Raw genomic sequence first — 20,560 nt, 5'->3', positions numbered from 1 at the left:
GAAAATCAGCCCGCGATCAAGGACCTTTGATCAGTTGACCCGCTCGATGCAGAAGTCGATCACTTCCATGAGGGCCGATTTCCAGGCTGTTTCGGGAAGCGGCGCCAGTGCGTCGCGGGCGATCGTGCCATAATGGACCGCCCGGGCAATCGTGTCGCTCAGCGTGCCGTATTTAGTAATGAGGCCGAGGGCTTTTTCCAGGTTGGCATCCGTGCTGTCGCCGCCCTCGATTGCATCGCGCCAAAAGGCCCGCTCGTCCTGCGTTCCACGGCGATAGGCAAGGATGACCGGAAGCGTGATCTTGCCTTCGCGGAAGTCGTCGCCGACATTCTTGCCGAGATCCGCAGCCTTGCCGCCATAGTCCAGCGCGTCATCGACGAGCTGGAAGGCAAGGCCGAGGTTCATGCCGTAGGATTTCATCGCGTTGCGGCCGGATTTGCCGGCGTCCGCGACGATCGGGCCGACTTCGGCAGCAGCGGCAAACAGTGCTGCCGTCTTGGCGCGGATGACGGAAAGATAGTCGTCCTCCGTCGTCTCCATGTTCTTGGCAACGGAAAGCTGCAGCACCTCGCCTTCTGCGATGACGCAGGCGGCGGACGAAAGGACGTCGAGCGCATCCAGCGAGCCGACATCCACCATCATGCGGAAGGCTTGGCCGAGCAGGAAGTCGCCGACGAGAACGCTTGCCTGGTTGCCCCAGATCGTGCGCGCTGTCGATTTGCCGCGGCGAAGATCGCTTTCATCAACGACGTCGTCATGCAGCAGCGTTGCCGTGTGCATGAACTCGACGCTGGTTGCCAGCTTGACGTGGTTCTCGCCCCTGTAGTCGAAGAGACAGGCCGAGGCGAGCGTCAGCATAGGGCGCAGGCGCTTGCCGCCGGAAGAGATCAGGTGGTTTGCGACCTCCGGGATCATCTGCACGTTGGAACCGGCCTTCGAAAGGATAAGCTGGTTGACCCGCTCCATGTCCGCCCGGGTCAAATCGACTAGGGGCTTGACGGATGCCAGTTTGTTTTTGCTTTCTTCAAGCGGTATGACCACGCCCAACGACCCGGACTCCTGTTCATTCTTTGGGATTGACAATAGAAAGGGGCGATTGAAGCGGCAAGGGGTGAATTGTCGCGCAACACAGAATTGAAATGGAATTGACCGCAAATGCATGAACTTATCCGCGCCAATGACCCTGTTCTATTGTCCTATGCGCAGAGTCTGCTGAAGGATGCGGGGATTCATTGCTTTGTCGCGGATCAGGGAATGAGCATTCTCGAAGGCTCGCTCGGCATGCTGCCGCGCCGTCTGCTTGTCGAGGAGGAGCGGGCCGATCAGGCCCGCCGCATCCTGACGGATGCCGGCCTCGCCGGCGAACTCCGCACGGCGAAATGATGCGGCCATGAACGGCGCTTCCGACACGATCGATGCCTTCCATCGCGGCCGCTTCCACGTCGTCCAGCCGAAGGGCAGGGGGCACCGTTCGGGCATGGATGCCATGCTGCTGGCCGCCCTCGTCGCCGATGACCGCTCGATAAAGGTCGCCGATCTCGGTGCTGGCGCCGGTGCTGCAGGGTTAGCCGTGCTCTCCCGGCTGCCGAAGGCGGAAGCTGTGCTGTTCGAGCGCTCTGCGGAAATGGCCGATTACGCCCGGCGCAGCATTGCCTTGCCCGAAAACGCCCAATTGGCAGGCCGCGTTTCGGTCGTCGAGGCAGATGTCACCTTGACGGCGAAGGCGCGAAACGATGCGGGCCTTGCCGATGAGGTCTTCCATCACGTCATCATGAACCCGCCTTTCAACGACGCAGGCGACCGGCGGACGCCGGATGCCCTGAAGGCCGAGGCGCATGCGATGACGGATGATCTTTTCGAAGGCTGGATTCGTACCGCCTGCGCGATCATGATCCCTGGAGGGCAATTGTCGCTGATTGCGCGGCCGCAATCGATCGCCGAGATCATCACCGCCTGCGGCCGGCGCTTCGGCGGCATAGAGATTACCGCCATCCACCCGCGCGAGGGCGAGAATGCCGTCCGAATCCTGGTGACGGCGATCAAGGGGTCGCGGGCGCGGCTTTCATTGCGCACACCGCTCATCATGCACGAGGAGGGAACACATAAGTTCTCCCCCTTAGTCGATGATCTGAACAACGGCCGCGCGGCCTATGCGAGGCTTAGCCGGTCACGAAATCGATAAGCAGCTTGATATTCAGTCCAGCGATGACGATTGCGACCACGTAGGCAATGGCGCTCAGCCAGCGGGGCGCGACGAGTTCGCCCATCTTTGCCTTGCTGGCGGTGAACATCACCAGCGGGAAGACGGCGAAAGAAAGCTGCAGGCTGAGTACGACCTGCGTCAGGATCAGCAATTGTGCCGTGCCCTGATTGCCGTACCAGATCGTCACGATGGCTGCCGGCACGATCGCGATGGCGCGGGTGATCAGACGACGCACCCATGGCTGGAGTTTGATCTTCAGGAAGCCTTCCATGACGATCTGGCCCGCAAGCGTTGCCGTCACGGTCGAATTCAGGCCGCAGCAGAGCAGCGCGATACCGAAAAGCGTCGGCGCGATCGCAAGCCCAAGCAGCGGTGAGAGCAGCGAATGCGCCTCGCCGAGTTCGACAATATCCGTCCGGCCGTGGGCGTTGAACGCGGCTGCCGCCAGGATCAGGATCGAGGCGTTGATCAGCAGGGCAAAGCAGAGCGCAAAGGTCGAGTCGATCGTCGCATACGTGAGCGCCTCCCGCTTTTCCGGCACGGTATGACCGTAGGCGCGGGTCTGCACGATGCCGGAATGCAGGTAGAGATTATGCGGCATCACGGTCGCGCCGAGAATGCCGAGCGCCAGATAAAGCATTTCCGGATTGCTGATGATTTCCGTCGTCGGGAAGAAGCCCTTGATGACAGCGCCCCACTGCGGATCAGCCAGGAATATCTGCACGCCGAAGCAAAGCGCAATGACGCCGAGCAGCGTGATGATGAAGGCTTCGATCCAGCGGAAGCCGAGCTTTTGCAGATAGAGAATGAGGAAAACGTCGAGTGCCGTGATCAGCACGCCGAGTTCCAGCGGGACCCCGAAAATCAGGTTGAGGCCGATCGCCGTGCCGATCACCTCGGCGATGTCGGTCGCGATGATGGCGATTTCCGCAAAAGCCCAGAGCGGCACGGAAACGAATTTTGGGAAAGCGTCCCGGCAGGCCTGCGCCAGATCGCGGCCAGAGGCGATGGCAAGCCGGGCGCAAAGCGATTGCAGCACGATCGCCATGAGGTTCGAAAGCAACGCGACCGTCAGTAGCGCATAGCCGAATTTCGAGCCGCCGGCGAGTGACGTCGCCCAGTTTCCGGGATCCATATAGCCGACCGCGACCATGTAGCCGGGGCCGGCAAAGGCGGCAATCCGCCGGAGTTTCGATCCCGGGCGGCCTGTTCCTATCGTGCGATAAACGTCTGAAAGCGAGGCTTCTTCGCGGTCGTGCCGCCAGCCGCCTTTTGGAGTACGCTTCAAAACATCCATGTGATTTCCGCTTTTGGTACCAATGTCCGCACTATGCCCGATTAGAATGATAATGCAAGTCATTCGCAAAATGAAAAATCGGATGCACCTTGGGAAGGCGGCCATTGCGTTTGCCGTTCCATTGCATACATGGATTGCGACGCCGAGAGCGAGAAGGATTTGAAATGGCCGGATTTTTGAGAAGACTGGTACCGAAGCGTTTCCGCAAGGAAGGGGTGGTTATCCCGGTCGTCAGGCTCCAGGGTGCAATCATGAGCGGCGGCGGCCAGTTCCGCCCGACGCTCAATCTCGCCAATGTCGCGCCCGTGCTGGAAAAAGCCTTCTCTGACAAGGATGCTCCTGCTATCGCCATCGCCGTCAATTCGCCTGGCGGCTCGCCGGTCCAGTCGCGGCTCATCTTCACCCGCATCCGCGAGCTTGCCCGTGAGAAGCAGAAGAAGGTGCTGGTCTTCATCGAAGATGTGGCGGCCTCTGGAGGTTATATGATTGCCCTTGCCGGCGATGAAATCATTGCCGACCCAACCTCTATCGTCGGTTCGATCGGCGTTGTCTCCGGCGGCTTCGGGTTTCCCGAACTCCTCAAGAAGATCGGCGTCGAGCGCCGCGTCTATACCGCCGGTGAAAACAAGGTGATCCTCGATCCCTTCCAGCCTGAAAAGGAGAAGGACATCGAATATCTGAAAAGCCTTCAGCTCGAGATCCACGAGGTCTTCATCGCCATGGTGCGCGAACGCCGCGCCGGCAAATTGAAGGATGACGAAACCGTCTTTTCCGGCCTATTCTGGAGCGGCACGCGCGGGCTTGAACTCGGCCTCGTCGACAGCCTGGGCGACATGCGCCAGGAGTTGAAAAGGCGCTACGGCCCGAAGACTAGGCTGCAGCTCGTCACCGCCGCCCGCAGCCTTTTTGGCCGGCGGGTGCCAGGTGTATCGCCCATCTCGTTTGATGGCGTGGCAACAGGTTTCGCAGCAGGACTTGTCGAAGCGGCGGAAGAAAGAGCATTGTGGGGCCGCTACGGGCTCTGAGAGGAGAAGCGAAGGGAGATGGCGCAGCTTATAACAATCATAATCCTGGTCGGCGCCGCCTGGTGGCTCTACCGCCGCTTCATCTCCGATGCCAAGCGCCTGCAGGAAAAATCCCGCCGTGCCGAAAAGGAACGCCAGACTGGCGCCGTCGGCACGCTCGTCAAAGACCCGGCGACCGGCGAGTATCGTGTGAAGCGGGAGGATGAGTAGGCTTGGCGTCACGGGCATTTCCGCAAAAGCCTTGACCCCTATCGCCTCCCGTGGCACCTGTCCGCGCACTTTTCGTACGAATTCGGAAGCCATCCATGTCTGCATCGATCCCCGACCATATGAACCCGAAGCGCTCGTTCCAGGCGCTGATCCTGACGCTTCATAACTACTGGGCGGACAAGGGTTGTGCGGTCCTGCAGCCTTACGACATGGAAGTCGGCGCCGGTACGTTCCATCCGGCGACGACGCTGCGCGCGCTCGGCCCGAAGCCGTGGAAGGCTGCCTATGTCCAGCCGTCGCGCCGCCCTTCGGATGGCCGCTATGGCGAGAACCCGAACCGTCTGCAGCACTATTATCAGTATCAGGTCATCCTGAAGCCGAACCCGCCGAATCTGCAGGAACTCTATCTCGGCTCGTTGGCGGCGATCGGTCTCGATCCGTTGCTGCACGACATTCGCTTTGTCGAGGACGATTGGGAAAGCCCGACGCTTGGCGCCTGGGGGCTTGGGTGGGAGTGCTGGTGCGACGGCATGGAAGTCTCGCAGTTCACCTACTTCCAGCAGGTTTGCGGCATCGAATGCTCGCCGGTCGCCGGCGAGTTGACCTATGGTCTCGAGCGTCTGGCGATGTATGTGCAGGGTGTCGACAACGTCTACGACCTGAATTTCAACGGCCGCGAAGGCGACGAGAAGATCAGCTATGGCGACGTCTTCCTGCAGGCCGAACAGGAATATTCGCGCCACAACTTCGAGTTCGCCAACACCGAGATGCTGCATCGCCATTTCATCGATGCGGAGAAGGAGTGCCAGGCGCTTCTCGCCGCCGGTGCTCCGGGCGACGGCGACAATCAGCGGCTGCATAAATGCGTCTTTCCGGCCTACGACCAATGCATCAAAGCAAGCCACGTCTTCAATCTGCTGGATGCGCGCGGCGTGATCTCGGTCACCGAACGTCAGAGTTACATTCTGCGGGTGCGCACGCTCGCCAAGGCCTGCGGGGAAGCCTTCCTGCTGACGGATGCGGGTGGCGTGAACATCGCGAGCGCCGCCGCCTGAAAATACCGCTCAGTGGCGGTTGTTGGACCGGATAATAACGCGCCGGGGTGCCGGCCGCGGGGTGTTCCGGAAGACGACAAGAGATGCGATCGCCGACAGGCCCAATAAGAAGATTGCTGCGCTCATTGTCTGACTGTTCCTCGTCATGAGTTTCAAGTATGCCGCAACCAGTCGCGTAACAGAAAGATACAGCCGATTCTCCGCGCGCGGTATCGCGATATTTCACTAGTTATGGTGGAATTTGTCGGAGAAGGAGCGGAAATGCGGGATGACAATCCGGCCGAAGCCGCATAGTCTCCAACCAACATTTGCGCCGTTGCGGGGAATTCGCGATGTATATCCTTCTCGGTGCGATCGCTCTGATCGCGCTTTATCTTGTCTTTGTCTACAACGGTCTCGTCCGCGCTCGGCAGATGGCTGAGGAAGCATGGTCCGGCATTGATGTGCAGCTGAAGCGCCGTGCAGATCTGATCCCGAACCTCATTGAAACGGTCAAGGGTTACGCCACCCACGAAAAGAGCACGCTGGAAGAGGTCGTCGAGCTGCGCAACAAGGCGCAGGCGGTGCCGGCAGGCGATGTTGCGGGCAGGGCGCAGGCGGAAGGCCTTCTCGGCCAGGCGCTCGGCCGCGTGCTGGCGCTGGCGGAAGCCTATCCGGACCTGAAGGCGAACGAAAACTTCTCCGAGCTTCAGGCCTCGCTCGAAACCATGGAGAGCGAAATCCAGATGGCCCGCCGGTATTACAACGGTGCTGCCCGTGATCTCAACGTCAAGGTCGAGAGCTTCCCGTCCAATCTGGTCGCCGGGCAGTTCGGTTTCCAGAAGCGGGAATATTTCGAGATCACCAACGAGGCCGACCGCGCCGTTCCGGCCGTCAAATTCTGATATGGGCGTTTGCCTTTGCGCAAAAGCTGCTATGAGCAGGGCCGGTTAAGGCCGCAGTGCGGCCAGCGCAGTGGACGGAATAGACAGGCGTCATGAGCAAGGACAAGAAACTCAGCATCATCCCGGTTAAGGCGGCGCTCGTTGGGCGCGCGGTGCCGCCGGGTTCGAAGTCGATCACCAACCGCGCATTGCTTCTGGCGGGCCTCGCCAAGGGCACCAGCCGCTTGACCGGCGCCCTGAAGAGCGACGACACGCGCTATATGGCCGATGCCCTGCGCGCCATGGGGGTCTCCATCGATGAGCCGGACGATACCAGCTTCGTCGTCACCGGAAGCGGCAAGCTGCTGCCGCCGAAGGCACCGCTCTTCCTCGGCAATGCGGGCACGGCGACGCGCTTCCTGACGGCCGCTGCGGCGCTCGTTGATGGCACTGTCGTCATCGACGGCGACCAGCATATGCGCAAGCGCCCGATCGGCCCGTTGGTCGACGCGCTGCGGTCGCTCGGCATTGATGCGACGGCCGAAACCGGCTGCCCGCCGGTGGTGGTGAATGGCACCGGCCGCTTCGAGGCGAGCCGAATCGGGATCGATGGCGGTCTCTCCAGCCAGTATGTGTCCGCGCTGCTGATGATGGCGGCCGGCGGCGACCGTCCGGTCGATATCGAACTCCTCGGTGAGGATATCGGCGCGCTCGGCTACATCGATCTCACCACGGCGGCGATGCGCGCCTTCGGCTCGAGTGTCGAGAAGACCAGCCCGGTCGTCTGGCGCGTCGAGCCGACCGGTTACTCCGCAGCCGATTTCGTCATCGAGCCGGATGCGTCGGCGGCAACCTATCTCTGGGCGGCCGAAGTCCTGACCGGCGGCTCCATCGACCTCGGCGTTCCGAATGGCGCTTTCACGCAGCCGGACGCGAAGGCTTACGATATGATCGCCAAATTCCCGCACCTGCCGGCCGAAATCGACGGCTCGCAGATGCAGGATGCTGTCCCGACGCTCGCCGTGCTCGCAGCGTTCAACAGGACGCCCGTCCGCTTCGTCGGCATCGCCAATCTGCGCGTCAAGGAATGCGACCGCATCCGCGCGCTATCGACCGGCCTGACGCAGATCCGCTCGGATCTGGCGCGCGAGGAAGGCGATGATCTCATCGTTCAATCCGATCCGTCGCTGGCCGGAAAGCACCTTCCCGCCGAGATCGACACCTTCGCCGACCACCGCATCGCCATGAGCTTCGCGCTTGCCGGGCTGAAGATCGACGGTATCACGATCCTTAATCCGGATTGCGTCGGCAAGACGTTCCCTGCCTATTGGCGGACGCTGGCGGGACTGGGCGTCAGATATGCGAACGAGGGCTGACATTTTCTGAGGCGGCAGCGCGCCGCCGGCGGGGAGAGGTATGATGATCCGGCGGCTTTTCGGCCTTTGCTTCATTCTGTTTCTGGCGTTTGTCGCGCACAGGGCAAGTGCTGCGGAGATCATCAACTCCTTCGCATCGGATATAAAGCTCGAAAAGAGCGGCGCCATGACGGTGACGGAGACGATCACCGTCAATGCCGAAGGTGACCGTATCAGGCGCGGCATCTTCCGCGACTTTCCGCTGACGTTCGTCGATGACGAGGACCGCCGCCGCACCGTCGACTTCGACGTCGTCTCGGTGAAGCGCGACGGAAATGACGAGCCGTGGAAGACGGAATCCATTTCCGGCGGCATCCGCATCTATGCTGGGTCGGAAGACGTCATGCTTCCGCCCGGCCGCCATCAATATGCCTTCACCTACACCACCAATCGCCAGATCCGGTATTTCGAAGATCACGACGAGCTTTACTGGAACGTCACCGGCAATGGCTGGATCTTTCCGATCATGGCCGCGACTGCGACCGTGACTCTACCGGATGGTGTTAGCGCAACAGATACGAATTTCTTCACCGGCCCGTTTGGCGCGACGGACAAGAATGCCCGCGTCTCGGGCAGCGACACTCGACCGATTTTCTCGACAACCAGGTCGCTCAATGCCAACGAGGGCCTGACGATCGCTGTCAAGTTTCCGAAGGGTGCGATCGATCCGCCGAGCGCCGAGGATCGGCAGCGATGGTGGTTGAGCGACAACCGGGACTATTTCATCGGCTTCGGCGGCCTCATCCTTGTTTTCCTCTACTACACCCGCGCCTGGTTGAAGGTCGGGCGCGATCCTTCCCGCGGCGTCCTTGTGCCGCGCTGGGACGCCCCGGACGGCATCTCGCCTGCGCTCGTCAATTATATCGACAACAGGGGCTTTTCCGGCGGGGGCTGGTCGGCGCTTTCGGCAACGGCACTGAACCTTGCGGTTCGCGGCTATGTCGTTCTTGAAGACCTCAAGCAATCGATCATCGTGCGCCGCACGGAAAAGCCGGCTGGTAAAGAGAAGCTGGAAGCCGGCGATACCAGCCTCCTGAACGCCGTCGGCAGCAAGGGATCACTGACGATCGACAAGGCAAACGGCGAACGTGTGAAGTCGGTCGGCCAAAGCTTCCGCTCTTCGATCGAGCGGGAGCATCGCGGCAAATACTATAATTCCAACACCGCCTATACCGCAGGCGGCATCGCGCTCAGCGTCGCAGCACTCGTCGCTCTCTTCGTTTTCGGCACGCTGGAGCCTGATACGATCGCGCTTATGATCATCCCGATCGTCGTTTCCGTCTTCGTTGCCATCTTCGTGGCAGGCTTTGCAAGATCGATCCGCCCCGGCGGGGCCTTGGGCGGCAAGATCGTCGCGGTGATCGCGATCGCCTTCGCTGTCTTCATCGGCTTCAGCATCATTTCATCGCTGGGTCTGGCGCTTTTCTCCACGCTCTTGGAATTCCACGAGACACCAATGCTCTTTGCAGTCGGCGGCATCGTGCTGCTCAACCTGCTCTATGTCTTTATCATGGGTGCGCCGACGCCGCTCGGCTCGAAGATGATGGATGGCATCGACGGCCTTCGCCAGTATCTGACGCTTGCCGAGAAGGATCGGATGAACATGGCCGGTGCGCCGGAAATGTCGCCGCAACATTTCGAGAAGCTGCTGCCCTATGCGGTTGCGCTCGGTGTCGAGAAGCCCTGGACCCGCACCTTCGAAACCTGGCTCGCGGCGGCTGCTGCCGGTGCGGCCGCGGCCTATGCCCCGTCCTGGTATTCCGGCAACTTCAGCAGCGGCAGCTTCTCCGACCGCATCGGCGGCTTCTCGTCGTCGATGGCGTCGACCATCGCCTCGACCATTCCCTCGCCGCCACCCTCCAGTTCCTCTTCCGGTTTTTCCGGCGGCGGTGGCTCCTCCGGTGGTGGCGGGGGAGGCGGTGGAGGCGGCGGCTGGTAAAAGACGCGCTGCTTGGCAGCCCCTCATCCGGCTGCCGCCGCCTTCTCCCCGCTGGGAGAAGGGATATGCCGCAACGTCCCGCTCCCTTCTCCCTTCGGGGAGAAGGTGGCCTGAAGGGCCGGATAAGGGGCCCACGCGGTATATCGCAGGCGATTAAGCCCTCCCACTCGCCACCAACACTTGACCTTTCGCTCTTGGCCCCTTAACCGCCAGACGGAAACGGGAAAGGATCGGGCATGAAGGTTCTGTTGATCGGTTCGGGCGGACGCGAGCATGCGCTTGCCTGGAAGCTGGCGCAATCGCCGCTGATGACGGAATTCTATGCCACGCCGGGCAATCCGGGTATTGCGGAGCACGCAGCGCTCGTATCCATGAATGTCGAGGATCACGAGGCGGTCGCCGCCTTCTGCCGGGAAAAAGCGATCGACTTCGTCGTCGTCGGCCCCGAGGCGCCGCTGGTTGCAGGCCTTGCCGACCGCCTGCGTGCCTATGGCTTGAAGGTTTTCGGCCCTTCCGCTGCCGCGGCCCAGCTCGAAGGTTCCAAAGGCTTCACCAAAGATATCTGCGCCCGCTACAACATCCCGACGGGCGCCTACCAACGCTTCAACAACGCCCCGAAGGCAAAAGCCTATATTCGCGAACAGGGTGCCCCGATCGTCGTCAAGGCGGATGGTCTTGCCGCCGGCAAGGGCGTGACGGTGGCGATGACTGTTGAGGAGGCACTTGCCGCCGTTGACGATTGTTTCGAAGGCGCGTTCGGCGCAGCCGGTGCCGAGGTGGTCATCGAGGCTTATCTCGACGGCGAGGAGGCAAGCTTCTTCTGCCTGTGTGACGGCCGGAACGCGCTGCCGCTGGCAACCGTCCAGGACCACAAGCGGGTGGGCGAGGGCGACACCGGCGTCAATACCGGCGGCATGGGCGCCTATTCGCCGGCGCCGGTGATGACTGCCGAAATGATCGAGCGGACGATGAAGGAAATCATCGAGCCGACGATCCGCGGCATGGCCGAAAGCGGGTACCCCTTCTCCGGTGTGTTCTTCGCCGGACTGATGATCACCGCAAAAGGCCCGGAACTGATCGAATACAATGTCCGTTTCGGCGATCCCGAGTGCCAGGTGCTGATGATGCGGCTGAAGAGCGATCTGCTGCCGCTGCTGCTGGCAGCCGCCGAGGGCACCCTCGACAAAGTCATGGCCGAGTGGAGCGACGATCCGGCGCTGACCGTCGTGATTGCCTCCAAGGGCTATCCTGGCTCCTACGAGAAGAACACGCCGATCGTCTCGTTGCCGGAGGCAGGCGACGGCGCGAAAGTGTTCCATGCCGGCACGTCATTAAAGGACGGCGAACTTGTCGCCACCGGCGGCCGCGTGCTGAATGTGACCGCCACCGGCAGAACCGTCGGCGAGGCGCAGAACCGCGCCTATGCCTTGGTCGACAAGGTGGAATGGGAAAACGGCTTTTGCCGCCGCGATATCGGCTGGCGGGCGATCGAGCGCGAAAAAGCTTAACCTTCGGCCCAAAATCGGGTCAGTTCTCTAAATTTTTACCCTTTCCCCTGACGGGATGGAAATAAAGGCGCTCTATTCTGCTCCCATAGTAAGTCGGAGCAGCTTCCATGCGTCAATTCATTCTCGGTGCGGCAATTCTTCTGGCAGCCGGTTCGGCGATGGCCTCTTCGATCGAGGTGATCGGCAAGACGCCGCGCACCGGCGGCGAAAGCATCGTGACTGAGACCTGCGCTAGCTGCCCGCCGCTGCAATCGACCGAGCGTAAGAAGGACTACACGGTGCCGGCGCTGCCGCCCGGCGCAATCCAGGAAAGCGCGCTCCGCGATGTGGCAGGAGAGCCGAAGCTCTACCGCACCGAAGGCTGGATGGGCGGCTCGCCCGTCGTTTTCGTGACTAAGGCAACGCCCGAAGTCATTGCAGCCTTCAAGGAAACCGTTCCCGCCGAGGGCATAGACCCCACAGCAACGACCTCGGTGATCGGAGGCGATGCGAAGCCTGTTGTTGCCGGCATGTCCGTCTCGATGGAACAAACCGCGCCGCTCGACGTTTCCGGCTTCAAGCTGCGGATGTGATTTCCAAAGTTCCCTGCCCCTGACCCGATCAAAGTTTTGATCGTTCGGGGTTCCGCCTCGTTGGCGGACTGAATGCGCTCCTGAAGAGAAGCAGGGGCGCATTCTTTTTTAATTGAATTGCAAAGTACTCATGCAACCTGAGCAAATTGTGCAAGAAAGCATGACTCAGATTTGGCACTGTTGATCTTCAGCAATCTCAGAAGCGTTAAGTAATCATTCAGCCATTCACAATAATTTTACTTACGGAGGACCGGAGTGAGCATGATTGCGCTTGCTGAACGTGCGTGGTGACACGCGCGAAGGGACGGGAGTTGACCGATCCGGTGTTGCAAACTCACCATTTTTCGCGAGACATTCATGAAAAACCTAAAGATTTCAAAACAACTGATATTGCTGGTGACGGGCCTGATGATTGCCTTTGCGATCGCCACCAGCCTGCAACTCAAATCGTCTGCCGACGGCATCTACAACGAGCGTTACGAAATGCTGCGCACGGAAGTGGAATCCGCCGTCTCCGTCCTTAAGCTCTATCAGTCCAGGGTCGAAGCTGGCGAACTGACGCTGGACGACGCGAAGAAGCAGGCGTACGCCACGCTTACCGGCATGAAGTATAATCCAGACGGTTACTTTTTCGCCTATGACTACGACATCACCATCGTCTTTCACTACGACAAGACCAAGGTCGGCCAGAACGTGAAGGGCCAGCCGGATGTCAAGAACCACTTGTATCGCGAGGAACTCGTCAAGCTCGGCCAAAGCGGCGGCGGTATGACGGATTACTATGCGAGCAAGCCAGGCGAGCCCAAGGATGCGACTTTCCGGAAGACCGCCTATGCGCTCGACTTCGCGCCATGGAAGATCGTGGTTGTCACCGGCGTCTACATGGACGATCTCGATGTGCAAGTGCGCGGCAGGATCATGACGGCGCTCATCAGCAGCCTCGTCCTTTTCATCCTTGCGATCGCGGCTGCCTATTTCGTCATCCGCGGTATTTCCAGGCCGCTTTCAGATGTCCACACAGCCCTGAAGGCCGTCGCCGACGAGGATGTGTCGGTTGCTATCCCCCACGCCGATATGGGTAATGAAGTGGGCATGATGGCCAAGGCTACGAAGGCGCTTCAGGAAAAAATCCGCGAAAGGCAGGCGCTGGCCCTGCATCAGGCCGAGCAGGAATTGGCACTGAATGCCGAGCGCGAAAACAATCTCCGCCTGCAGCAGGAAGAAGCCCGTATGCAGGCAGGCGTCGTCTCCACGATCGGCGAGGCACTGGAACTGATTGCCCGCGGCGATCTGACGGTTCGCTGCGCCGATATTGGCCAGAAATACGCCGCCCTTCGCGACAACTTCAACGACGCGCTTTCGCATCTCGAAGCCGCGATGGCCAAGGTCAGCGCCAAGGGCGGTGATATCGGCATGGCGAAGGAGGAAATCCGCCGCGCCTCGAACGAACTGTCGCAGCGCACCGAGCGCCAGGCCGCGAGTCTGGAGGAAACCTCGGCCGCTCTCGACGAACTGACCGTCGCCGTCCGACAGACGGCGGAAGGCGCGCACGAGGCCGCCAAGCGCGTACACGCCGTCAGCACCGAAGCGAACCGCAGCGATGCGGTCGTCACCGAAGCGATCGAAGCGATGAGCGGCATCGAAAAGTCGTCCAACGAGATCGGCAAGATCATCGGAGTCATCGACGATATCGCCTTTCAGACGAACCTGCTGGCGCTGAATGCCGGTGTCGAAGCTGCACGCGCCGGCGAATCCGGCAAGGGCTTTGCGGTGGTCGCCCAGGAAGTCCGCGAACTGGCTCAGCGCTCCGCCGCTGCCGCCAAGGAGATCAAGGATCAGATCGCCCGTTCTTCCAGCCAGGTCGATCAGGGCGTCCGCCTTGTCGGCGAGGCAGGGGAAGCGCTCAAGCGCATCTCGGATCAGATCAAGGCTGCCAACGAGATCGTCGCCAAGATCGCCCACAGCGCCTCGGAGCAGGACACGACGCTGCGCTCGATAGCGTCCTCGATGAACCAGCTCGACACGGCAACGCAGCAGAATGCGGCGATGGCCGAGGAAACGACGGCATCGGCGGAAACGCTGGCGGCCGATACCGACGAACTGCTCGGCCTCATCCACGGCTTCCGTGTCGGCAGTGCGGCTCAGACGATCACTGCTCCGGCACGCCGCGCGGCCTAAGCCAGTCGTTTTCAAAGGGAACACATTACGGCCGCCCGAGAAATCCGGCGGCCGCTTCTTTTTTCTCAGACGGCCGCGGCGAGGCTTTCCACCAGCCGGTCGATTTCCCGGTCGGAGAAGACCTGGATTCCCGCGCGCATCAGCAGGGCAGCGGTGGCGCCCCTGCCGCTATGCTGCGCGCCGCTGAAAGACCCGTCATAAATGAAGCCGGAACCGCAGGAGGGGCTGCCGTCGATGAGCAGCGCGTGGGTGCAGCCCGTCTCTTGAGCCAGCCTGAGCGCATTCTCTGCCGCCTGCCGGAATGTCGCCGTTACATCGTCGCCGGTGATCTCGACGACGCGCGCTCTACCCGCAAGCACATCTTCGCCGCTCGCCCCGCCCGCGATTTCCGCCGGCGGCCGCGGCACGGGCATGCCCGCCGACATCTCCGGACACATCGTCACGAGCCTGCCCTCCGCCCGCCACCGGTCGATCGCCGGATGCGCAAGCGGCTTCGCCCGGCCGTCATAACGGACGGCATGGCCCATGAGGCAGGCGCTGACGAGAATTTTTCCGGTCATGATTGTCTGATAGCTCTGCTGCGTCTCAAATGCCAGTGCCAGTGGGGGCTATCAGACATCGGAAGCAGGCCGCAGCGATGCGATCGAATCGCGAAACCAGCGCCAGGCGGGAGGTACGTCTCTCTGCCCACCAGAAATCTAGCTCCGAAGTCTTGCGGCGGTCAGATCCAGATGTCGTTCTGGGCCGTCCTTTCGCCGCCTTCATCACCGGTATTCAGTGTTCCGCGCGGCTCGATGAGCAGCATCTTCACTTCGGAAGCTGCGTATGGCTTGTGCTTGACGCCTTTCGGGACGATGTACATCTCTCCGGGGCCGATCGACACGGAGCCATCCGGAAAATCAATCCTGAGCACACCGTCGAGAACGATGAAAGCTTCATCTGTCGTCGGGTGATCGTGCCAGATGAAGTCCCCTTCAATGCGGACGATCTTGAACTGATAGTCATTGAGTTCGGCAATGACGCGTGGCTGCCACTGATCGCTGAACTTCGAAAGCTTGTCGGCAAAGTTGATGGGTGCGTAGCCCTTGGTCGTCTGATCCATCTTGATCTCCATTCTGCAGGCTGCAGTCGATAAACAAGGATGGATCAGCCGTCTTGTACGTTTGTGACCGGATTCTATCCGGCGATCTTCGAGAAGTCCGCAACTGTCCCCGTCGCCTCGCGGATGAGCCGCAGCAGGGCGAGGCGGTTGGCGCGGATCGCCGCGTCTTCATCGTTGACGAGCACGTCGTCGAAGAAGCGGTCGACCGGGGCGCGGAGCTTCGAAAGCGCCTCCATCGCCGAACGGAAGTCTTCCTTGGCGATTGCAGCGGAAGCCTCGGCCGAGGCCCCCGTGATGGCTGAAAAGAGCTCTTTCTCGGCATCAAGCCGGAACAGATTTTCCGAAACGCCGTCGGCGATCACTGTGCCCTTCTTCTCCTCGGCGGCGAGAATCTGCGTCGCGCGCTTGGTGCCGACCAAAAGGTTCTTGCCGTTTTCCGAGGTGATGAATGCCGTCAGCGCCTCGATGCGGCGGGCGATCATCAGGAGGTCGTCGGCTTCGGGAGAGACAACGGCGTCGATCAGATCGTAGCGGGCACCTTGATCGCGGAGATAGACCTTGAGGCGGTCGTGGAAGAAGGAGAGGAGGCTGATTGCCAGCTCATATTCTTCCTCGATTGTCTTTGGGTGGCCGTCAGCGAGATAGGTTTTGCAGTATTCGATAGCTGCGTATTGTTCTTTTATGAGCTTCTCGAATTCGGACTTATCCTCACCCTGTTGGATCCTAAGCTCGAAGAGTCCTATCGAAGCTTCATGGCTGGCGAAGGCCACAGCCCATTCGCTGCGAAACGCAGCGCGAAACAGCGGGATGAGGGATGCTCTGATTCCTCGTTCCAGCAGCAGCCGTATAGATCCTAGCGCTGCGCGTCTTAGCGCGAACGGATCCTTTGAGCCGGTGGGTTTTTCATTTATGCGCCAAAACCAAACGAGCGTGTCGACCTTATCAGCAAGAGCGATGCTTATGGCGACCTTGTCGGTAGGCACGCGGTCTGTGGGGCCTTGAGGCTTATAATGGTCCTCCACGGCCGCCGCCACCGATTCATCTTCACCTTGCAGCAGCGCGTATTTCTTCCCCATTGTGCCCTGCAGTTCGGGGAATTCGCCGACCACCTCAGTTCGCAGGTCCGCTTTTGCCAACACTGCGGCACGGCTGACCTTTAAGGCATCTGCATCGACCACTTTCCCGATTTCGCCGGCAAGGGTGCGAATGCGGGTTACCCGTTCGCCCTGCGTTCCAATATGAGCATGGAACGTCACATGCAGCGCATCGAGCTTTGCCATCCGCTGATCCAGCGGCTTCTTCAGATCAAGCCCGAACTTTTTCGCTGAAACCTCCAGCGTCTCCAGGTCAGGCAAGTTCCCCTGGTCGCGCTTCCAGAAATGCAGCGCGTCGGAAAGGCGGGCGCGGACGACCTTGCCGTTGCCGTGGATGATTTCCTTGCCGCCGTCGCTCGCTTCAATGTTGGAAACGAGGACAAACTTGTTTGAAAGCGTCTCGTCGCCCGGTTTGCGTGTGACGAAGCACTTCTGGTTGGTCTTGATCGTCAGCCGGATGATTTCGGAGGGGATCGAGAGGTAATCCTCCTCGAAGGCGCCCATCAGCACCTGCGGCCATTCGACGAGGCCGGAGACCTCTTCGAGCAGGCCTTCGTCCTCGACCAGTTCCAGTCCGGCCGCGAAAGCAAGGTCGCGGGCGTCGTGCAGGATGATGTCCTTGCGGCGCTCGGCGTCGAGAATGACCTTCGCCCTTTCGAGGCTTGCGGCATAGTCGTCGAAGCGCTTGACGGTAATGGCGCCGGGCGCATGGAAGCGATGGCCGTAGGTGACGTTGGAGGCAACGACGCCGTCGATCTCGAAGGGGATGATCGAGGTTTCCTCATGCTCGGTGCCGAAGGTGCAGATGATCGATTGCAGCGGGCGCACCCAGCGCAACGATCCCGGCCTCGATGAGGCCGTGCCCCAGCGCATGGATTTCGGCCAGGGGAAATCGCGGATGATCCCGGGCATCACCTCGGTGATGATTTCTTCGGCGGCGCGGCCGGGCTTCGAAACGACGGCAATGTAGAAATCGCCCTTTTTCGGGTCGCTCTGCACCTGCGCCTCGGCAATCGAGGAAAGGCCGGCGCCGCGCAAAAAGCCTTCGATTGCCTTCTCGTTGGCGTCGGTGCGCGGCCCCTTGCGCTCTTCGCGCACATCGGCGGAGCGGGCGGTCAAGCCGTGGATGTCGAGCGTTAGGCGCCGGGGCGTCCAGTATTCGCGGGCGCCCTCATAGGAAAGACCTGCCTCCACCAGCGCATCGGTGACCAGCTTCCTGAGATCGCCTGCGGCCTTGCGCTGCATGCGGGCGGGAATCTCTTCGGAGCGAAGTTCGAGAAGCAGGTTCGGCATGTGACTATGATCCTTGCACCGTCGGAAGAAAGCGGTCTGAAACGGTGGCTTCTGCTAGCAAAGAAAGCGGTCCTCGCACAACCGCAAAAAAGCGGAGGAGGGCGATCACGATAAAGGCCCCTCCCCAACCCCTCACCACAAGGGGGAGGGGCTACGATGCCGCTCACTTAATGCCCTCTCGCAGCGTTGTTCCACGAAGAGGTCGCTTTGCGGCGAACGATGGTGGCAGTTAAGCCCCTCCCCCTTGTGGGGGTTGGGGAGGGGCCTTTCGAAGATTGGAGAGGCGTCTTCGTCCCAAAGGGGTGGGAGGTTTTCGCATTAGTGGGGCCTCCTCTCTGTGGAAACCCATCTCGGGCATTGCCTTGCCGCTTTTCGCCGCTATGGTCCCGGCACTTTCGTGAATTCAGGGAAATCCCATGACCGCAGACCTTCGCTCGCTTGCCGCAGTCATCGCCTCCGAAATCAATGCCCGGCCGGACCAGGCCAAAGCCGCGATCGAGCTGCTCGATGCGGGCGCGACCGTTCCCTTCATCGCGCGCTACCGCAAGGAAGTGACGGGCGGGCTGGATGATACGCAGCTGCGCACGCTCGCCGAACGCCTCGTCTATCTGCGCGAGTTGGAGGCCCGCCGCGACACGATCGTCGAATCGATCGCCGGCCAGGGCAAGATGACCGACGAGTTGATGGCCAAGATCGCGAGCGCCGCCACCAAGGCGGAGCTCGAAGACCTCTATCTGCCCTACAAGCCGAAGCGCCGCACCCGTGCCGAAATCGCCCGCGAGCGCGGCCTCGGGCCGCTGGCCGAAGCGATCGTCGCCGACCGCTCGAAGGAACCCGCGGCGCTGGCTGAAGGCTACATCACTGCCGATGTGCCGGATGTGAAAACGGCGCTCGAAGGCGCACGCGATATCATCGCGGAAGGCATTGCGGAAAATGCCGATCTGCTCGGTAAGCTCCGCGCCCATATGCGCAGAGCCGCGCTTCTGAAGGCCAAGGTCGTGGATGGCAAGCAGGCGGCGGGCGAGAAGTTCTCGGACTATTTCGGCCATTCCGAACGATGGGCGACGGTGCCCGGCCACCGCGCGCTTGCCATGCTGCGCGGCTGGAACGAGGAAGTGCTGACGCTGACGATCGAAGCCGATGCCGAGACCGCCTCGCCCAACAAGCCAGTCGAGCGGATGATCGCCGAAGCTTACGAGATCGGTCCGAACCGCCCCAGCGACCGCTGGCTGATGGATGTCGCAAGCTGGACCTGGCGCGTGAAGCTTTCCATGTCGCTGTCGCTCGACCTGATGCGCGAATTGCGCGAACGCGCCGAAGAGGAAGCGATCCACGTCTTTGCGCGTAATTTGAAGGATCTGCTGCTTGCGGCGCCTGCAGGTTCGCGTGCCACGATGGGCCTCGATCCGGGCATCCGCACGGGCGTCAAGGTCGCGGTCGTCGACGGCACCGGCAAGGTCGTCGCAACCTCCACGGTCTACCCCTTCCAGCCGCGGAACGATGTGCGTGGCACTCAGGTGGAATTGGCCTCGCTCATCCGCAAGCACAATGTCGAACTGATCTCGATCGGCAACGGCACCGGCAGCCGCGAAACCGAAAAGTTGGTAGCCGACATGCTGGTCGATCTTCCGGGCGCAAAGCCCACCAAGGTTATCGTTTCGGAAGCCGGCGCATCGGTCTATTCCGCGTCCGCGACTGCTGCAGCCGAATTCCCGGACCTCGACGTATCGCTGCGTGGCGCCGTTTCCATCGCCCGCCGCCTGCAGGATCCGCTGGCAGAACTCGTCAAGATCGAGCCGAAGTCGATCGGCGTCGGCCAGTACCAGCATGACGTGGACCAGCAGAAGCTGTCGCGATCGCTCGATGCCGTCGTCGAAGACGCGGTGAATGCCGTCGGCGTCGATCTCAACACGGCTTCTGCGCCGCTGCTGTCACGCGTCTCCGGCCTCGGCCCGTCGATTGCCGAAGCCATCGTCGTCCATCGCGACCAGAACGGTCCGTTCGGAAGCCGCCGCGACCTATTGAAGGTCGCCCGCCTCGGCAACCGCACCTTCGAGCAGGCGGCGGGCTTTCTGCGCATTCCGAACGGTAAGGAGCCCCTCGACGCATCATCGGTCCATCCGGAAGCCTATGGCGTGGCGAAGAAGATCGTCGCCGCCTGTGGCCGCGATCTGCGTTCGCTGATGGGCGACAGCGCCGCTTTGAAGGCGATCGATCCGCGCCAGTTCATCGACGAGAAGTTCGGCCTGCCGACGGTCAAGGATATCCTCACCGAGCTGGAAAAGCCCGGCCGCGACCCGCGCCCGAACTTCAAGACGGCCACCTTTGCCGAAGGCGTCAACGAAATCTCTGATCTCAAGCCGGGCATGGTGCTGGAAGGCACGGTGACCAACGTCGCGGCCTTTGGCGCCTTCGTCGATATCGGCGTGCATCAGGACGGCCTTGTGCATGTCTCGCAGCTAGCCGACCGCTTCGTCAAAGATCCTCACGAAGTTGTGAAGGCCGGCGATGTGGTGAAGGTGCGGGTCGTCGAAGTCGATGCGAAGCGCAAGCGCATCGGTCTTTCGATGCGCAAGGATGACGGTTCCCCGGCTTCGGCACCGCGCGGCGAGCCTCGTGGAAATCAGGGTGCACGGCCGCAGAACGACCGGCGTCCGCTTGTCCCGAGACAGGAAACACAAGGCGCCTTCGGCGCTGCGCTCGCAGAGGCCATGAAGCGAAAATAAGGGCTTAGCTACACCCATTGCAAAAATGTCACAGTTTGGCAGCCTTGTTGCGGAACTGCCAAATACGGCGCTTGTGTGGC

General features: G+C 61.2%; 17 protein-coding genes. 12 read left to right on the top strand and 5 right to left on the bottom strand.

Features of this window, described 5'->3' with window-relative positions; translation table 11 throughout:
• Window positions 1-30: 30 nt before the first annotated feature.
• On the bottom strand, window positions 31-1,047 hold the full coding sequence (locus ACZ9BX_RS11240; protein ID WP_476217884.1) for a polyprenyl synthetase family protein: 1,017 nt from the start codon (window positions 1,045-1,047) through the stop codon (window positions 31-33).
• Window positions 1,048-1,155: 108 nt separating this feature from the next.
• On the opposite strand from ACZ9BX_RS11240, the gene ACZ9BX_RS11235 reads away from it, so the two are divergent.
• Together ACZ9BX_RS11235 and ACZ9BX_RS11230 are read left to right on the top strand one after the other, a co-directional pair.
• Window positions 1,156-1,383, top strand: coding sequence for a putative signal transducing protein (locus ACZ9BX_RS11235; RefSeq protein ID WP_476217883.1), 228 nt, complete (start codon window positions 1,156-1,158; stop codon window positions 1,381-1,383).
• Window positions 1,384-1,390: 7 nt separating this feature from the next.
• Window positions 1,391-2,182: a tRNA1(Val) (adenine(37)-N6)-methyltransferase gene (locus ACZ9BX_RS11230; protein ID WP_476217881.1), complete on the top strand. Its 792-nt coding sequence runs from the start codon at window positions 1,391-1,393 to the stop codon at window positions 2,180-2,182.
• Here ACZ9BX_RS11230 and ACZ9BX_RS11225 read toward each other — a convergent pair.
• The gene (locus tag ACZ9BX_RS11225; protein ID WP_476217879.1) at window positions 2,160-3,500 is read right to left on the bottom strand and encodes an Nramp family divalent metal transporter; all 1,341 of its coding nucleotides are present in this window, start codon (window positions 3,498-3,500) and stop codon (window positions 2,160-2,162) included. The two genes, ACZ9BX_RS11230 and ACZ9BX_RS11225, sit on opposite strands and share 23 nt — an antisense overlap.
• Window positions 3,501-3,664: 164 nt before the next feature.
• On the opposite strand from ACZ9BX_RS11225, the gene ACZ9BX_RS11220 reads away from it, so the two are divergent.
• From ACZ9BX_RS11220 to ACZ9BX_RS11180, 9 genes are all read left to right on the top strand, one after another.
• Window positions 3,665-4,525: a S49 family peptidase gene (locus ACZ9BX_RS11220; RefSeq protein ID WP_476217877.1), complete on the top strand. Its 861-nt coding sequence runs from the start codon at window positions 3,665-3,667 to the stop codon at window positions 4,523-4,525.
• Window positions 4,526-4,543: 18 nt separating this feature from the next.
• A complete protein-coding gene (locus ACZ9BX_RS11215) occupies window positions 4,544-4,735 on the top strand; it encodes a membrane protein (protein WP_027507774.1) in 192 nt (63 codons plus the stop codon).
• A gap of 95 nt (window positions 4,736-4,830) precedes the next feature.
• Window positions 4,831-5,790 (top strand): glycine--tRNA ligase subunit alpha, encoded by a 960-nt coding sequence (locus ACZ9BX_RS11210; protein ID WP_476217874.1) that lies wholly within the window; start codon window positions 4,831-4,833, stop codon window positions 5,788-5,790.
• 332 nt (window positions 5,791-6,122) lie between these two features.
• Entirely contained in the window at window positions 6,123-6,674 is a 552-nt protein-coding gene (locus tag ACZ9BX_RS11205; RefSeq protein WP_027507772.1) for a LemA family protein, read from the top strand.
• A gap of 92 nt (window positions 6,675-6,766) precedes the next feature.
• Entirely contained in the window at window positions 6,767-8,029 is a 1,263-nt protein-coding gene (locus ACZ9BX_RS11200) for a 3-phosphoshikimate 1-carboxyvinyltransferase (protein WP_476217872.1), read from the top strand.
• Between the two features lie 43 nt (window positions 8,030-8,072).
• Window positions 8,073-10,007, top strand: coding sequence for a DUF2207 domain-containing protein (locus ACZ9BX_RS11195; RefSeq protein ID WP_476217870.1), 1,935 nt, complete (start codon window positions 8,073-8,075; stop codon window positions 10,005-10,007).
• A gap of 236 nt (window positions 10,008-10,243) precedes the next feature.
• Window positions 10,244-11,515, top strand: a complete 1,272-nt coding sequence (purD, locus tag ACZ9BX_RS11190) for a phosphoribosylamine--glycine ligase (RefSeq protein WP_476217868.1) — start codon at window positions 10,244-10,246, stop codon at window positions 11,513-11,515.
• A 107-nt stretch (window positions 11,516-11,622) separates the two neighbouring features.
• Window positions 11,623-12,087, top strand: a complete 465-nt coding sequence (locus ACZ9BX_RS11185) for a plant virulence effector HPE1-like domain-containing protein (protein ID WP_027507768.1) — start codon at window positions 11,623-11,625, stop codon at window positions 12,085-12,087.
• A 357-nt stretch (window positions 12,088-12,444) separates the two neighbouring features.
• Window positions 12,445-14,265: a methyl-accepting chemotaxis protein gene (locus ACZ9BX_RS11180; RefSeq protein WP_476217866.1), complete on the top strand. Its 1,821-nt coding sequence runs from the start codon at window positions 12,445-12,447 to the stop codon at window positions 14,263-14,265.
• Between the two features lie 65 nt (window positions 14,266-14,330).
• On the opposite strand, the gene ACZ9BX_RS11175 is transcribed toward ACZ9BX_RS11180, so the two are convergent.
• The 3 genes from ACZ9BX_RS11175 to glyS form a co-directional block, all read right to left on the bottom strand.
• Window positions 14,331-14,825, bottom strand: coding sequence for a 2-thiouracil desulfurase family protein (locus ACZ9BX_RS11175; RefSeq protein ID WP_476217864.1), 495 nt, complete (start codon window positions 14,823-14,825; stop codon window positions 14,331-14,333).
• Window positions 14,826-14,986: 161 nt separating this feature from the next.
• A complete protein-coding gene (locus tag ACZ9BX_RS11170) occupies window positions 14,987-15,367 on the bottom strand; it encodes a cupin domain-containing protein (protein ID WP_476217862.1) in 381 nt (126 codons plus the stop codon).
• A gap of 74 nt (window positions 15,368-15,441) precedes the next feature.
• Window positions 15,442-17,754 (bottom strand): glycine--tRNA ligase subunit beta, encoded by a 2,313-nt coding sequence (gene glyS / locus ACZ9BX_RS11165; RefSeq protein WP_476217860.1) that lies wholly within the window; start codon window positions 17,752-17,754, stop codon window positions 15,442-15,444.
• A 416-nt stretch (window positions 17,755-18,170) separates the two neighbouring features.
• Between glyS and ACZ9BX_RS11160 the strand changes: the two genes are divergently transcribed.
• Entirely contained in the window at window positions 18,171-20,480 is a 2,310-nt protein-coding gene (locus tag ACZ9BX_RS11160) for a Tex family protein (protein WP_476217858.1), read from the top strand.
• The last annotated feature ends 80 nt before the right edge of the window (window positions 20,481-20,560 follow it).

It is taken from the genome of Rhizobium sp. USDA 3886 (genome assembly GCF_056279785.1).
The sequence above is the reverse complement of the archived record's forward strand: the minus strand, read 5'-3'. Positions and strand labels throughout refer to the sequence as shown.